General features: G+C 51.5%; 13 protein-coding genes. 2 read left to right on the top strand and 11 right to left on the bottom strand.

The features are described from left to right. Positions 1–12: 12 nt before the first annotated feature. The 5 genes from F1728_RS23020 to F1728_RS23000 form a co-directional block, all read right to left on the bottom strand. Complete coding sequence (locus F1728_RS23020) at positions 13–1,104, bottom strand: phosphatase PAP2 family protein (RefSeq protein ID WP_194242483.1); 1,092 nt, start codon at positions 1,102–1,104, stop codon at positions 13–15. 359 nt (positions 1,105–1,463) lie between these two features. After that, complete coding sequence (locus F1728_RS23015; RefSeq protein ID WP_155366033.1) at positions 1,464–3,539, bottom strand: LTA synthase family protein; 2,076 nt, start codon at positions 3,537–3,539, stop codon at positions 1,464–1,466. A 220-nt stretch (positions 3,540–3,759) separates the two neighbouring features. After that, the gene (locus tag F1728_RS23010; RefSeq protein WP_155366032.1) at positions 3,760–4,905 is read right to left on the bottom strand and encodes a M56 family metallopeptidase; all 1,146 of its coding nucleotides are present in this window, start codon (positions 4,903–4,905) and stop codon (positions 3,760–3,762) included. Further along, the gene (locus tag F1728_RS23005; RefSeq protein ID WP_155366031.1) at positions 4,902–5,276 is read right to left on the bottom strand and encodes a BlaI/MecI/CopY family transcriptional regulator; all 375 of its coding nucleotides are present in this window, start codon (positions 5,274–5,276) and stop codon (positions 4,902–4,904) included. The genes F1728_RS23010 and F1728_RS23005 overlap by 4 nt, the downstream gene beginning before the upstream one ends. Before the next feature lie 91 nt (positions 5,277–5,367). After that, on the bottom strand, positions 5,368–6,291 hold the full coding sequence (locus F1728_RS23000; protein ID WP_155366030.1) for a DUF1559 domain-containing protein: 924 nt from the start codon (positions 6,289–6,291) through the stop codon (positions 5,368–5,370). Positions 6,292–6,662: 371 nt separating this feature from the next. On the opposite strand from F1728_RS23000, the gene F1728_RS22995 reads away from it, so the two are divergent. Next, complete coding sequence (locus F1728_RS22995) at positions 6,663–7,649, top strand: DUF1559 domain-containing protein (protein WP_155366029.1); 987 nt, start codon at positions 6,663–6,665, stop codon at positions 7,647–7,649. A 163-nt stretch (positions 7,650–7,812) separates the two neighbouring features. Further along, positions 7,813–7,992 (top strand): hypothetical protein, encoded by a 180-nt coding sequence (locus F1728_RS22990; RefSeq protein WP_155366028.1) that lies wholly within the window; start codon positions 7,813–7,815, stop codon positions 7,990–7,992. On the opposite strand, the gene F1728_RS22985 is transcribed toward F1728_RS22990, so the two are convergent. From F1728_RS22985 to F1728_RS22960, 6 genes are all read right to left on the bottom strand, one after another. Next, complete coding sequence (locus F1728_RS22985; protein ID WP_155366027.1) at positions 7,993–8,538, bottom strand: hypothetical protein; 546 nt, start codon at positions 8,536–8,538, stop codon at positions 7,993–7,995. It abuts the gene before it with no gap. Next, a complete protein-coding gene (locus F1728_RS22980) occupies positions 8,535–8,738 on the bottom strand; it encodes a hypothetical protein (RefSeq protein WP_145042504.1) in 204 nt (67 codons plus the stop codon). The genes F1728_RS22985 and F1728_RS22980 overlap by 4 nt, the downstream gene beginning before the upstream one ends. Positions 8,739–8,752: 14 nt before the next feature. Beyond that, entirely contained in the window at positions 8,753–9,895 is a 1,143-nt protein-coding gene (locus F1728_RS22975; RefSeq protein WP_155366026.1) for a tetratricopeptide repeat protein, read from the bottom strand. 301 nt (positions 9,896–10,196) lie between these two features. Next, positions 10,197–11,147, bottom strand: coding sequence for a universal stress protein (locus F1728_RS22970; RefSeq protein WP_155366025.1), 951 nt, complete (start codon positions 11,145–11,147; stop codon positions 10,197–10,199). 153 nt (positions 11,148–11,300) lie between these two features. Continuing rightward, the gene (locus F1728_RS22965) at positions 11,301–12,167 is read right to left on the bottom strand and encodes a DNA methyltransferase (protein WP_390642471.1); all 867 of its coding nucleotides are present in this window, start codon (positions 12,165–12,167) and stop codon (positions 11,301–11,303) included. 66 nt (positions 12,168–12,233) lie between these two features. Continuing rightward, a complete protein-coding gene (locus tag F1728_RS22960) occupies positions 12,234–15,584 on the bottom strand; it encodes a DUF7133 domain-containing protein (protein WP_155366023.1) in 3,351 nt (1,116 codons plus the stop codon). Positions 15,585–15,609 lie beyond the last annotated feature (25 nt).

Below are 15,609 nucleotides of genomic sequence, written 5' to 3'. Positions count from 1 at the left end.
ACTGTCCTCTGGTCACCAGTTGTACTCAATCCCAATGCCTGTATTCCCTCCCCAGGAGATTGGAAACATCCGCCAGTTGCGATCCGCCTGCTGTGTGGCGTCGACTGCATTCGTAGCCACCCAGGCCATGTACCAGCCCAGGAACGCCTGCGAGGGATAATGGCGATTGTCATTCAGGCGAGATAATGGGGCCAGCGTGGAACCGGCATAATACAGCACTTTGAGCAATGGTCGATCAGTGACTTTGGCTGCTGCCAGGAAGGGAATGGCTCCCATGAAACTGTGGCCGCTGACACCGTTGTTGTCCTGAAAAGGCTTCCATTTCGCATTCGCTGACGTCTCTCCCGGGCGTGAAGCACCGGTGACAGATTGCATCGCCAGCATGGGTGGCGTACCGACAATAATCGCTCGAATTGAGCGTTCTCCCCATTCGCCAGTCGCATTGATCAGCGGCACCTTTTCAAACAACAGTCCGGCTCCCCAGGCGGCAGCAAACAGCGGTAAGGTATAGCGACCATTGCCCAGTTCTTTTTGCGCATGAAAAGTTTCCAGCCATTCATCGGACGACGCCCCCAGTACGCTGGACTGCAAATGATTCTGAATACCACCATCCAGCGATGTATTGGCTATCATCGCCCCCACCCCAAATCCGCCTGCCAGCCAGACCAGAGACTCTTTCGAGTAGTAGTGCTGATGGTCCTCTTTGATGCGACTCCAGAGTGAAGGTGGGGAAGTACCAAATTCTTCTTCAATTGAAGGATTCACACATTCAAAATCCCCCTCGATCCCTGCCAGCGGATCTTCCTGAAGGAATCCCTGGATTTGAATCCGTGTGGATTGTTGCGGGTTCTCCTCATTTTCGGTAAGTGAAGCTTTGAGGATATTCTCAGCTCGATGCAGAAGCCGTTTAAAACCAGAATATGGTTCAATACTGTCAGCTGTCGGACCATTTATATGAACCAGTCCCTCTACTGCATTTTGCTTTGGGGAGGCGTGAGAATCCATTTCAATGATCCGGCGAAAGCCTGGAGGTTCCACCAGCCTCATCGCTGATTCCGAATCGACACCGACGACCGTTTCAACGTGTGTTCTTTCCTTCATCATGATACAGCCGGTGGCCAGGTACATCAGCAGCAGATAACACAGGACCGGGAGCAGTCCGCTTCTGTACCTTGTGCGCAGAATCAGCGTCAAAATTGATTTCATAAATCTAAATTAGTCTAACTGGTAGACGGTCTAACGAGATGAAGGAGGATGTGAGCAAATGAGAGAGGTTGTGTACGCAGCCAGTCAGCCACGTGTCGTGAGAGAGGTGAACGCCATCCTTATGGAGAGAGTGAAACGGAGTTGTCGCGCTCCTGGCAACTCCGTCCCTCATCTCACTCTCAACCATAAATGAATAAAATGCTTTTCTGAAAAATGACTTAACCACACTTATGAAATCGAGGCTGCAGAATGAACAATTAAATCCGATCGTCTTTTTGAGATCTGGTGACTTTCAAATCAGGAAACCAGCGATCGGAGTAGTACAGTTCATAAGCAGACTGAAAGAGCGCAATCGCATTGTGGACCATTTCCTGATCCGGAATTTTCCGTTGATCCAGCTGATGGTTGGCCCGATTCAGTTCGAATTCTTCTACTGATTGTCCATAACCAAGTACAACCATCCGATTTTCTGAGTCCAGTAGTGCAACATCATGATTGTGCTGCATGATGGCACGACCGTGTCCGGGTTCTCTCTGGAGTACATCATAGCCAAAGAAGACAGAACGATAGTCACTCCCCAATCGTCCCATAATGGTCGGAGCAATATCCAGCGTACATCCCAGCGTACTGCAGCGTTCTCCCTGCCCCTTCCCATCTGGCTGGATCATCAATACCGGCACACGATAGGAACTCATGGGAAACAGTTGGCTGCCGGTAACGCGGGCTCCATGATCTCCCATCACCACGAAAATCGTATTTTTATAAAATTCGTGGCTCTGCGCTTCCCGGAAAAAGTATCCCAATGCCCAGTCTGCGTATTTCACAGCATTATTCCGAGTCTGTTCTGTCTCGGGAATCCGTCCCTCAGGATAGGTGTAGGGCCTGTGATTGGACACAGTCAACAGCGTTGCAAAGAACGGCCGACCGTTCTCCTGCAGTTTGTCGAGTTCCCCCAGAGCCTTGCGAAACAGATCTTCATCGCTGACCCCCCAGGCGTTGACAAACACAGGATCCTGAAAATCAGACTGTTCGCGAAAGTGATTGAAACCGTTGGCCTTCATGAAAGACCGCACACCATCAAAGAGTCCCCGCCCCCCGGTCATGAAGAGCCGCTCGTAACCTCGCTCAGCCAGGACATTCGCGATGGTAAAGACCCGTTCGGAATGATCACGTTTCAAAATGGATTCGGTCGGAATGGGAGGCATGGAGGTCATCACAGCCTCCAATGCCCGTGCCGTCCGATTACCGGTGGCATAAAAGTTGTCGAACAACAGTCCCTGTTTACTCAATTCATCGAAATGTGGAGTTAACCCCCGGTTATCTCCCAGTACGCCGATGAAGTCGGACCCCAGACTTTCTTCCAGAATGATAACAACATTGTAGTCTTTTTGTGGTTTACCCGTCGCCACCATTCGATCCACGGGATTACTTGACCCCGATTTCAAATGGTCGCCGGCCCCCACGATCTGTTCCCGTAAACGCTGATTCACTTCCTGATTTTCGAGTGTCAGGTAGTTTTTGTTGAAGTCGAAATGGCAGGTCCAGGCGTAATACACGAAACTGTACAGCCCGTTCCACGAGCATTCATTTGCCACGCGATCACGACTAACCTGACGGCTCTCTGCACTGGTGGATGTCCAGAGCAAAGCAATCGCCGTCAACACGGTGGCAAACAAACCAAGGCGACGACGGAAAGGGAGTGGAGTAGAAATCTGTTTCTGAAAATGATTTCTCAGAAGAAACCAGCAGCAACCACCAAACAATCCAACGACGGTCAACAGTTCTATGATCGGATACGACTCCCAGATGTTACAACAGACTTCACGGGGATAGACGATGTATTCAAACGCGATGTAATTCAATCGTGATTGAAATTCTTCGAAGAAAACAAACTCCGCGATGCAGATAAAAGGCAGAAACAGAAAGGCGATGATCCAGGTCAGATCGAAGAGACTCTGGTTAATTCGTCCCGAGGCACGTCGATTCGGTACAAATGTAAAATGCATCAGCTGGGGCATGATAAAGCAAAGTGACACCAGCACATCGAATTGCAGTCCCACGAGAAATACAGACAGCCCCTGAAGCAGGGTCAACTTATGCAGATCTGCATAAGCCACCATCATCACAATCCGTAGCGTCAGCAGAAAACTGAGCATGATTGCAAAAATGATGGCCAGAACTGTATATCTTCCGGTCCACTCCGCAAACCGCGCATACAACCGTTCGGGGAGGGCTGCTAATCTTCTCACTGGTCCGCAGTCAGCCGCCTTCGTCTCTGCATTGGTTTCTGTCAAATTGAGAAACGGCTCGGTTGTATAAATTCCTTTAGACATAGGTCGAAATTCCTTTTCTTCCCGGGCTGATGAGGTCGCCCCATACCCTGTTTCAGTTTCAGATCTCAAATCCGAAACCTTTAGTAATTCAATCTAAAAAAATACCAGGGGTTGAAATTCACTATACCCATGGGAATCCAGCCGCTTGCTGACGCAACCAGCCATACTCCTATATTTATAGTAGTCTGGTATAAATTTTTTTTGGCGGGTACGTGTATCACTACCGCGTTACATCGGGTAACACATTGTGGCGGGTGCTGTTTTGTTGCAACAGCTCATGCAGTTCCATCCGCCCGTTGTAAGTCTCGAAGTCATGCACTGAGACGCCGAAGTCATGCAGGGCATCAGCTGACCAGGTCGGCCAGGGAGACCAGTTGGCCCGCGGTGAAGCCAACACATCTACGGGGAGCCAGATAAATGCAGCCAGTAAAGTCGCCAGAACGAGACTGACAGAAGCCAGACCTCCGGACAGAGAAATTCGATGGTCTGTTTTGTGATTTTGTGCGATCTGTGTCAGACGACGGGCGCGACTGGCAATCATACTCTGACCGCGGCCAAACGCGAGAGGCGTATGTGTTTCATCTGGCTGAGTCGCACCGTATTCAATAATAGTCAGGAGCGTACGCAGGTATTGCGCAATTTCCTGGGGAGTCTGAATCGCAGCCTCGTCACAGGCAAATTCCCGACACAGTGCCGATTGCTGTGAAGCCCACCAGACCATGGGATGGAACCAGAAGATGACTTCCACCAGTCGCTGCAGGAAGAGTTGCAGGGGATGTCCGGTCTGCAGATGCTCCAGTTCGTGCCTGATAATGAAGTTGAATTTCTGAGGTTCGAAATCCAATAAATACTCTGGAATAATGATATAGGGATAATGTAACTGAGAACAGAAGGGAGAGCTCAGGCGAGTCGTAGTCAGAAACCGGACCTGCTGTTTCCCGGAAAGCTTAAACTTCTGGGAAAGCTCATCCAGAGCTTCCGTAGAAATATACTTGCTGATTTCCACCGGCTGGCACGATTTAAGAAAACGGTTGACCTGCCAGGCGCGAAAGAGAAATACCATCAGTGAGAGTACAGTCCCCCCCAGCCAGATCCAGAACAAAAATCGTCCCATCTGCATCTCGATACTGAGTAAGGTCGATGCATGATTCGTACTGAGCTGATTCCAGGGGTTTAAAAACCGGGGATGTGGCAACAGAACCGAAACCAGAATTAACGATAACAGGATACCATAACAGACAGTCCACAACCGGCTTTGTACCCGTTCACTCTCAACGAGTCTGCCGAGCCAGTGAGTGGCGATGATGACGATCGACACCTGAACGGTCAGAGAAACAACCAGTTCCAGAAACTGAGTGGAACTCATGCGTCTGCCTCCAGTGACTGGATGGCGAGTTTCAGCTCTTCAATATCAGACTGCGACATCGAATCGCCCTCTACCAGGCTGAGTACCAGAGATTTTACCGAACCACCAAACAGCCGATCGGTCAGATCAGCTGCCATACTGCGACTGATCATCTCACGCGAGACAGTGGGTTCATATTCGTAGGCACGCCCCTTTTTCTGCTTTCTGAGAACGCCCCGCGTCTCATCGAGAATCTTGAGCGTTGTCATTACCGTCGTATAAGCCAGTGGACGCTCAAGTGAATCTACCACTTCCTGGACGGTAGCGCGGCCTTTGCGCCAGACAACATCCATGACTTCCAGTTCGCATTTTGTCAGATGAGTTTTTGTCATCGCAACCATTCCTTTTCATCGACAGCAGACTTTGGTCAGTATCGACATTCCACTCATGGCCGACGGGCCACATAACGTATTTAAAATAATCCTACTGGCCTGAGCGGCATGCCAGTTGTTGATATGTTTTTGTATCGATGGACTCTGAAATAAATCGAACATGACCGTCGCCGAACAGAAAACTGGTACCACCCGGATGGCGACTGGAAAATTCACATTCGTCACACAATTTACAATTGGGAGAAGTCATGTTACTTCCCGTCACTCGACAGGCTGCATCTTCCCCTGCCAGATCAACTCCCAGCCAGGTGGAAGGGACCATCGCCATGGTGCGTTCTCCCACAACTGCAGTATTACTTAAGCCCCGCTGCAAATCGCGAAAACGTATCGTCTGAGCATACACTAACGCACCGTCCCCCGCTGGGGGTGGCATCCCGTCGTCTGCTTCAACTGTACCGTAGACTCCTACATAACTGGCGGTTGGCAGCTCCATAATTGCTGCTCCTGCACCACCGGCAGGCTGCTCTTCATACAGGATAAAGGTTGGATCAAAAATATCAGACGGACAGAGAAAACCAGCAAGGGAAGTCCGCCGGGCACTTAGATTGAAAGGATGAGCCAGTATCTGGTTACGATCAACGATTTCATACACGGCCCGCTGCTCCAGGTAAGGCAGCAGTGGAACTGACCAGCTATACAGCGATTTCTGCGTAGACTCGAACTGCCAGCCCGCAGGAAGACAACCGGCGGTATCGTGATAACAATGGATGGCGATTCCGATCTGTTTGAGCTGATTTTTACACTGCAGCTGACGGGCAGCTTCGCGTGCGGAACCAACGGCAGGTAGAATCAAACTGACGAGTGTGCCTATAATACCGCAGGTCACCAGCAATTCCAGAACGGTAAATCCAGAGCGAGAACGCGAGTTTGATCTCTGTCGCCGTACTCTCCCACCACCACAGCTGTGCTGTGAGTCAGGTAAGCCGGCACAAAGTCCCGCAGGGCTCTGATGCATGTCTGAAATTCCTTTTTTTACCGATTGAATCCATTCACGTAACGTTTTGTACTAACACTTTAGTATTATGTCAAGAGGAACCATTCGTTCTAAAATGGTGCTCCCGACCAATCACAAAACAGGTTCGGCCTGTGTCATTCAGTGCACTTTGCTTAAGTCGATTTACAGGTTCGCTGGAAACGAAAAACTATTCACACTTCGCTCACCATTATTTAACACTCGCCCGATAGGATGCCATCCAGCATCAGGAAAGGGACTCCGAGCCCTGTTCCTAAAGGTCAGTCAAGACCCATACCGGCACACCCCGCCTTGAGAAACTGAAACGCTGCTCTACATTCCATACGACTTTCTCACTTTAAGGAGACTGGAAAATGAGGACGTTACGTCCAATTTCTTCCCCCGCTACCGGTACGCGTCAACTACGAACGGATTCCCGCCAGGGTTTCACTCTGATTGAACTGCTCGTCGTCATTGCTATCATCGCTATTCTGATTGCCCTGCTGTTACCAGCCGTGCAACAGGCCCGCGAAGCAGCTCGTCGTACACAATGTAAGAATAACCTGAAGCAGATTGGTCTCGCATTCCATAACTTCCATGATGTGTATGACCGCCTGCCCACTGGTGCACGCGACGGTGCCGGCTCTTCCTACGCCTGCTGTAACGCAACAGAACGTGCCGGCTGGAGTTGGCTGTATCACATCCTGCCTTACATGGAACAGTCCACGATTTACGACCTGGGAACCGATGCTGACCCGGTTGGTACCTATCCGCTGGTGGGACGCAAGGGCGTGAAAGCCTACTACTGCCCCAGTCGTCGTAAAGTGACCTCTTATGGCAGTGGTTATTACCGCAGCGACTATGCCGGTAACGGTGGTCAACGTGAGGGTGGTATCACCTCGACACTCAGCCTCGGTAAGCGTGGTGTGGTTGTGAGAACGGACTCTAAAGAAGTCCGCATCAACGACATTAAAGACGGTGCCTCGAATACGATTATGGTTGCGGAAAAAGCACTCAACCCAGATCGCCACGGTCTGGATGGGGGAGATAACGAGCCCTGGGTCAACGCCGGCTGGGATGAATGTGTCATCCGCCACGGTGCCGGACGGACCAGCGCCGGAGTAGAATACGGCCTGACTCCCCTGCCCGACGTGAAAGCGCCGACTGATACAGTTGCCGTTACCGACAAGGGTGGCGTCTCCTGGACCAATTGGCATCCCTTCTTCGGTTCCGCCCATGATGGTGGTATGAATGCCTGTCTGGCCGATGGCTCAGTTCGCCTCATCAGCTACAACATCGACGGCGACATCATGCGACGTATCAGCCTGACCGATGACCGGGAACCCCTGGAAAACTTCTAACGCAGCGTTTGAATCGACTGCGTAAAAGCCTGCATCATCGTGAGCGCAGGGCATCTGATGGAATCCCCCCCGGAACCTGATGATGCCCTGTTTATATTTGCTTAAGTATTCTCGCTCGAATAATTTTTGAAATTTTCACTGTAACACTCTCGAGGAACCTGTTGTGAAATTTGCGTCTAGTCTCATTCTGTTTGCTGCCGCCAGCCTGCTTTCCGCTTGTGGATCTGAAGCTCCCATGGACTCTGGAGAAATCACCCCTGATGTGAAATCTGAAATGGAAAAAGAAAAGCAGGAAGTTTTTGATTCGGAATCAGCGCACCGCGCGGCTCAGGAAAAGAAGTAATTACGTTTCTGCTGTTCCCTGTGAGATACATTGATCGCAGTAATCAATGAACTCTCTCAGGGTCCAGTTTTCTTCCCAGGCCCGAAGAACTCCCTCTGAGGTAAGACTGGCCTCGAATTCCTTCTGGATCTCGACCCCCACAATCAGCGGTGTCAGATCATCGAAGGGTCCCCAGAACAGCAAGGGAAAAGGATCCTCTGGATGGAGTGGGGGCGAATCAACCAGAAATTTTTCCAACGCTACCGCATCAGAAATGATTTCAGCAATTTTCTGATGACGTGTTGTACAAAACCAACGAGATCTGTTGGACCAGCCAGCCACCCTGGGGCGTGCTTCAAGCTGCTCTGCAATCTCGAAAGCGATCGGTTCCAAGACCTCAGAATAATGCTTTTGCCAGCGTAAATATCTTAGTAAGAAGACCGGAAACCAGCCCAGAATGGGAATGCGTTTGAATCTGGCTTCCCAGCTCTCCGGAACAGGAGGCGGCAGCGCAGGAGGTGGCCAGACCGAGGGATAAACCAAAGGTTCATATTCGACGGCGGTCACCCCGTCTGTTCCTCATCTGAGTAAATCACCTGTGCGGCCAGTTGGCTGTTTAACGTTTCGGCGATTAACGCCCCCGAGATCAGTACCCCACCGGTGAGTAAAACCAACCCGTTGGTGAAGATCCCCAATGCGAGCAGAATGAATCCCCCCAGTAAAATCAGTTTATTGAGCAGGCTGTTGTGTCTGACAACTTTCTTCATAGTCATTTCCTTTTTCAGATTCGAATCGCGGCGGCATAGCGATCCATGAGCAGTGTACTGTCCAGTGCTTGCAATCGGGGTTCCACCAGGTTGTAAAGTGTTTCAGCCTCTCTGGCATCCCCCTGCTCAGCCATTGCAATTGCGAGATAGGCGCGGTTGTAATCGACAATCAACTGCAGCATCGGCTCACTGTGCGCGATGGGCAACAGGTTCTCCTGGCATTCGTGAAACAGCTTTACTGCATCGCCGCTACGCCCCTGATTCAGTGCCAGGATTCCTTTGAAATAGGGAAGCAGAAATTTCAACAGTTCACTCAGCTGCTCTTGCTCTGCTTCTGCCATCAGTTGTTCTGCCAGTGGTATATTTTCTTCATATTTGAGTAAGGCATAGGCATAATCCAGTTGAGCTGTTGGATTTTCGGGAGCTGCTTCATATGCCAGTCGGTGACACTCAATCACCTGTTCGCGATCTTTGACGACCTCATACAGCTCAGACAGTCTGCCCAGATACATCCAGCGGGGGACATCGGGATCCTTTTCAAACGGTTCGACCAGTTTCATTCCCTCATCAAACTCTCCCTGCGCTGCAAGCGCGACACCATGACGGCAGGCCAGTTCGTAGTCGGGAACTTTGCCAACAAGGGTTGGAGAGAGATCAATGACTTCATCCCAGTGTCCCCAGGCAAAGGCCTGCATCAGTCGTTTGTATTTTCGAGCCGGTGACAAATACGTGAACCAGAGACTGATCGCCAGCGGCCATAACATCACTACAACCACACCGATATCAATGGGGTCCAGATCGTCAGGATTGGCAAACCAGCCTAACTTGTAATACCAGCGGTAAGCAAAGACCCCGATTACCAGCAGATAAAACCAGGCAGATTGCCAATAGGCACGCCTCAGCGTAAACAGCAGCTGCTGAAAATCGCTCAAATATTGCATCTTCACCAGATCTTCTGCTGTCAGATGCTCTTCCACATCCTTGTTATCAGGGAACAGATTTGTCGCGGCCGCAAACGCATCATCGCTATGGAGCGTGATATCAACAAACCCCTGCTCTTCCAGATCGTTGCAGGCTTCGCGGGCACTTTCCGCCTTCACTCGATGGGTGTCTCGCTTTCCACGTGTGTCCGTAGCGGTGATCAGATAGACGGGCATGGGCTGTTCCTGATTAGCTGCACTGACTTACTTTCTATTCGACTTAGATGAACAGAAAGCGTTCGGTCGATCGATTACAAAAAAGTTATCAACCAGTCTACCACGTCACATTCTTCCACTACACAATCGGTATTCGATTTCATTCTGGAAAATCAAAATAATCGCCAGCCTCAGTCATGGACTTGATTTGCGCTACTCCCGTGTCCGTGATTGCAACTACGTAAAAAAATCGCGGACCGAAATCCGCGATGATTGATTGAGTTCCACTATGAACGGCTATTCGGAATGCATTGCAGCAGGTTTATTCAGGCACAACCGGCGAAACGAAGTCAGACGGCTTAAAGGTCAGTACGGAGCAATTGACTTTTTCCAGCATTCGTTCGGCAGTGTTACCGATAAAGAAACCGCTCAGACCGGAACGAGCGAGTGTGCCCATCGCGAGCAGATTGACTTTGTGTTCAGCGAGGAAAGCCGGGATCGCCACATCCGGGGAACCTTCCAGCACATGTACCTGCACACCATAAGTCAGAGTACGAAAATCGGTCTGTGCCAATTGTTCGTTGAGTTCGTTTTCGATTTCAGATTTGATGTCTTCAGCACATTTTTTGAGTGTTTCCTGATTGACTCCCAACCCCTTCAGTCGTTCGTCGAGCCGTGTATCAATCGCGTGTACCAGATGGATTTTCATATCCGCCACCTGAGCAGACGAAACGATGAAGTTCAGAATATCGCTGCTGACTTCGCTCATGTCACTGGCGACGACAATTTCCGGAATCTCGGGCTCTTCATCAACTTTAACAGCATAGACCGGGCAGGGACACTGTCGGAAGAGGTTCATCACGGTGCCGCCAAACAGGCGTCCGGTGAATCCATGTGGCCGTGTGCCGACCAGAACCATGTCATGCTTTTCGCGAATCACTTCCAGAATAATTTCCCGCCAGGGAGCACCGAAAGCGACTTTAGAAGAACTCTCTACCCCCTTTGCTTTGGCTTGTTCGATCAGTTCACTCATCACGCGGTGAGCTTCGTCTTCGACATTGTTAGTCAGGTGATCTCGGTCTTCTTCCAGCAGATGCTTGGTATGGGCCGAAAGATCCATGGCTGCAAAGAATTCGAGCCGGGCATTGAACAATGCTGCTACCCAGATGGCACGTTCGACAGCTTCCGCGGTCTGCTCGTTAAGCTCTTCTGCCACCAGGCGATCCGCGTGGGTCAGATCGACGCCGACCAGAATGGAATTGATGTTTTGCATGGGTATTCTCTCGTTGTATTGTTGAGCGTAAACCGGACTCTCCGTCAATATTATGACAGAAGTCGGATCTGGTTCCTAGTTGAAATCCGTTGTTAGAACGTGAGTTATACCGACTCCGCCACTTGAATGCCAATCTACGGACTCACCTCAGAGCTATTGTTTTGGCTTTTGCATCAGCAGAATAAATTCATGGACTTTATTCACGCGAAAGACCGAGGGAAAACCGAGTGGTCTGAGATTATTGTATTCTGCCTGGCGGTTCCAGATGATCAGATCATCATAAATCATGCCGATCTCCTGCAGACGGGCGGCGAGATCACTGTGCAGAGGAAAAAAGCGGCTTTTCTTGCGGAGATCCATCACAATCACACAGCAGTAGCCGCCTGGTCTGAGCGCCGTCTGCACATCCTGAAAGACATGAGATAATTCCTGCAGGAAGTCTTCGTAATCTTCCACCACACCCAGATCGTGTTCATGATTTCCATAATGCCTGACCTCTTTATGGTCGGCGGAGCGGCGCTGGTTGAGCACGTCCCAATACGGGGGCGAGGTGATACAGAGATCCACACTGCCCGGAGTGACGTAATCAGTCAGATTCAAGGCGGAACCACGATGAATACGCGAGCGAGTGGAAACGGTTTCCCCATCACCTGGCTCATCCGTGAGCTCACTCAGTTCGGCCAGTCTCCGGGCAGCGATCTCGGCGTACTCGGCCGAGAGTTCCACTCCCACACCCGTTTTCCCCATCTTCTCCGCGGTGATCACCGTACTACCCGAACCGGCAAAGGGATCGAGAATGACATCCCCATCCAGAGGGAGAAAGGTCTCAATCAGTCGTTCTACCAGCATCTCCGGGAAAATTGCAGGATGCTTGAGTCGGCCTTCCTCGGTCGATTTACGGATGTCGCTCCAGACACTGATCGAGTTTTGAATCCAGCGTTTACCATCCAGGGAATTATAAGGAGGCGGTAGCGTTCTGGTTCGTTTCTTTTTGGCTGGTTTCGGATCAGAAGTCGACACGCGCGCTAAGCCTCCTGCTGAATAACGGCTCACTCGGTCATCTTTACTGCCTACAGGGTACCCGGTTTAGAGACTTTGTAAATAGGCATTCAAGTCTGCAAGGTCCTGTGGAGTGAGATCCTTCAAAAGTCCGGTTGGCATCAGTGATGTGCTTTTCTTGTTTTCAAAATCAATTTCATCCGCTTCAATGCGGGTGGTCTGATTGTTCGAATCCCGCAGGGTCAGCCCATCCACCGAACGGTAGACCACCAACCCCGTATAGACTTTGCCATCCACCGTACCAACGATTGTGGTTTGATACCGGGGAGAAACATCCCGGTTGGGAGAAACGATCGCGGTGAAAAGATCCTCACGAGAGAAACGACGGGCGACTCCCGTCAAAGCTGGTCCCAGAGCACTGCGGTTTCCGTGACACTGAATACAGGCCCGCTTCCGGAACAACGCTTCGCCCCGCTCCTTGCTTCCGGTCTCCCAGTCGACGGTGGACAGCACCGCATTTAATTTTTCTGCCTCTTCTCCCCCCTGCTGCAACACCATCTGATACACCTGAGGGTACGTTTTAGCAATCCACTCCTCCCAGGCCTGAACCAGGGCGCGAGCCTTTTCCGGGTCGGCGAGATCCGAAACCTGACCAAACTGTTGCCCGGTCCAACGCTGCAGTAACGGAATGATCCGCGCCTGCAGATTTTTTTCCCGCTTGTCATGCCCCAGTCGTCGTAGTGTGGCAAACAGTTTTACCGTTTCTTCAGGCTGTTGTGGAGGGGACAGTTTTTCGAGCGTCTTCACACAGGCTTCGAGCACCTCTATCTGGGATGATTCGAGCCCCGCGATAAATTTATCCCGATCCTGCTCTTCGGGTTGCGCCGCGAGTACTGCCAGCACGGCTGGCTGCAGCGCAAAATCATCGTAGAGATCACGAATCATTTCCCGATGTGCAGGCTTTGTTGATTCGCCAAACACAAAAATCACATCACTGTTCCACTGAAAATCAGGGGAGGCTTCGATCTTACGTTCAAAAGCTTCAATGGCCTTGCCCAGAAACTGGGGAGGCAGTTGACTGAGAAACAGCACATGCCCCGGCAGACCAAAGTCAGGCTGTTCCACAATCTGGCGTGGAAGGTCGGCGTCGATCTTTACCAGTTGACTGTAGAGTTCTCTGAAGCGGTCATCCCAGTTGGTATCCTGGGGCAGTTTGAACCGGATCAGTTTCTCATCGATGTGCACGAGGGCACTGGCGATTTTCTTCGACTGTTCCCGACTGCGGTCACTGGGAATGCGGGCCGCAACAATCAGATAGTGAATGTCGGTCACCGGATCGGTATCGTCTGTAATTTTCGCCAGGATGCGATCCAGCAGCTTCGGATTATAAGGTGCAAGCATTGCCAGCACCCGTGCCAGTTCATGATCCAGGATTTCATGACTGCTGGGAAAGGCCTGCATCAGACGGATGCGAATCGGGTCGAGGTGCCGTTCGTGATCACTCAGATCGACGCCGTTCGCATAGCCGTCAAAGACCGCTGCCATTTTTGTAGGTGGGCCCAGATCTCCCAGCCCCAACTGGATCAGTCTCAAGGCATCCAGACGCAGGTCGGTCTGGTAATCTCCTTCAAAGACCGTGATCCCGGTGCGGACCGCCAGGGGAACGACACCGCCACCCTGCTTAATGACCGTCGCATAACCGAGCGTCATCAACGAGGCACCTTCATCAGGACCAATCCTTTCGGAGAGTATTTGAAAGTCCTCAGTGTTCAATGTCGCAGTGGCTCGGGCTGCGGTCTGACGTACATATCGGGCCGTAGCCCCCAATGTCTGTTGCAGACCATCCAGGCACTGGCTCTGATCGATCTGATCCCCCAGCTGCATCAGCGTCTCCAGCGCGAAGCGGGATACAAGGGCTGAATCATCTTTGAGCAACGCATTCAGCCACTCGGTTTTGCGTGTTGGTTGATCGTGATAGGCAAGAGACCACGCCAGGCGGGCACGTACCCGCTCCGATTGATCCAGAATCAGGCGTTCGACGATCCGGTCCGGAAAACCACCCAGCTGTTCGGTTACGATTTCAATCGCCCGTACACGCTGATCCTCGGGACGACTGCTGTCGAGGGCTGCCCGATAAAAGTCTTCGGGCTTCAGTTGTTTGAGCAGTGGGAGCCAGGCTTCCCGCGACCAGCTGCTCAAAGGCTGTGGTGCCGAGAGACAGGCGTCGAGTTCTGCAGGAGTTTCTGTGGAATCTGCGACTGGTGCCTCTTCAACATCCGCAAGGTTCGGCTTTTGAGCAACCACCGGACCGACATAGTCGATGCGAAACACGCTGCCACGAGTACCACGTCCGCCGACACTGACATAGAGTGCCCCCTCAGCGCCGATGGCCAGATCGGTAGGAGCAAAGCCGAATTGCCCGACTCCTGTGATGAATTCGGTCGGCTCAGTGGCATAGCTTCCGTCATAGTTTTCCAGTGGAATCGCATGCACGCGGCCGAAGGTCCAGTCGGCCACAAACAGGGCTCCCTGATACTCTGCCGGAAAACTCCGATGTCGATAGCAGGAGACACCGGTTGGTGAACCACGATGAAAAGCGGCAACCGCGGGTGGCATGTCTAAAAATGTATCAGGTCGTTTCCAGCTGCGGCTTCGCCAGCCGGCATTCGAACCAGGGAGTACATGAAAGACACGCGTAGGCCGGTACCACGGCAGCGAAATATCCCGCTCACCATCGCTGTCATAAGTAAAGACATCACCATTGGCCGAGAAAGTGAAATCGTAGGCATTACGAAAACCGTCGGCTCGAACTTCCCCTTTTGTGAGATCGGGAGTGAGCCGCATCAGGGTGCCGGCATAAGGTTTCTTGACAGGAGAGTTCTCGAGCGTGATATATTTTTCATTGATACCTGTTGTATTTCCGAGCAACAGATACCACCAGCCATCGGGACCTTTCTGAATCGAATGGGTATTGTGTTCGCCACCGGTCCGGGTTCTTAAAAAGACATCCGGCTTGCCGTCTGCTCGATCATCGCCATCCTGATCGCGATAGCGGATCAGTCCAGCGTCTCCCGTGCAAAGTAAATCGCGGCCCAGAAAATACATGCCCTGGGCACCACTGGCAGGACCGTCAGCGAATTGTTTGAAGGAATCGGCAACGCCATCCTGGTCTTCGTCAATGAGGATGCGTACGTAACCGGGTCCGGAAACGACAACGCGGCCCAGGGAGTCGACGGTCATGGAATAAATGTCATGCGCCAGGTCATCATCGGCATATAACGTCGCGCGGAACCCTTCCGGAACCTTAAGCCCTGTGAAACTATCGGCTGGTTTTGTCTGCGCAACAAGAGTTTGTGCGCCAACAAACAGACAGAGGAACAAGATAGCAAATCGATTTCCAGTTCGTCTGACGGCGCGTCGTATAGTAAATAACCGCATTGTGCCTCATGGGGTTGGTGGTTTG

It is taken from the genome of Gimesia benthica, from assembly GCF_009720525.1.
In the GTDB taxonomy this organism is placed as follows: domain Bacteria; phylum Planctomycetota; class Planctomycetia; order Planctomycetales; family Planctomycetaceae; genus Gimesia; species Gimesia benthica.
The sequence above is the reverse complement of the archived record's forward strand: the minus strand, read 5'-3'. Positions and strand labels throughout refer to the sequence as shown.

Excerpts from the sequence above, each read along its gene's own strand:
- F1728_RS23020 (WP_194242483.1), bottom strand. The coding sequence starts at position 1,104 with ATGATGAAGGAAAGAACACACGTTGAAACGGTCGTCGGTGTCGATTCG.
- F1728_RS23015 (WP_155366033.1), bottom strand. The coding sequence starts at position 3,539 with ATGTCTAAAGGAATTTATACAACCGAGCCGTTTCTCAATTTGACAGAA.
- F1728_RS23010 (WP_155366032.1), bottom strand. The coding sequence starts at position 4,905 with ATGAGTTCCACTCAGTTTCTGGAACTGGTTGTTTCTCTGACCGTTCAG.
- F1728_RS23005 (WP_155366031.1), bottom strand. The coding sequence starts at position 5,276 with ATGACAAAAACTCATCTGACAAAATGCGAACTGGAAGTCATGGATGTT.
- F1728_RS23000 (WP_155366030.1), bottom strand. The coding sequence starts at position 6,291 with ATGCATCAGAGCCCTGCGGGACTTTGTGCCGGCTTACCTGACTCACAG.
- F1728_RS22995 (WP_155366029.1), top strand. The coding sequence starts at position 6,663 with ATGAGGACGTTACGTCCAATTTCTTCCCCCGCTACCGGTACGCGTCAA.
- F1728_RS22980 (WP_145042504.1), bottom strand. The coding sequence starts at position 8,738 with ATGAAGAAAGTTGTCAGACACAACAGCCTGCTCAATAAACTGATTTTA.
- F1728_RS22975 (WP_155366026.1), bottom strand. The coding sequence starts at position 9,895 with ATGCCCGTCTATCTGATCACCGCTACGGACACACGTGGAAAGCGAGAC.
- F1728_RS22970 (WP_155366025.1), bottom strand. The coding sequence starts at position 11,147 with ATGCAAAACATCAATTCCATTCTGGTCGGCGTCGATCTGACCCACGCG.
- F1728_RS22960 (WP_155366023.1), bottom strand. The coding sequence starts at position 15,584 with ATGCGGTTATTTACTATACGACGCGCCGTCAGACGAACTGGAAATCGA.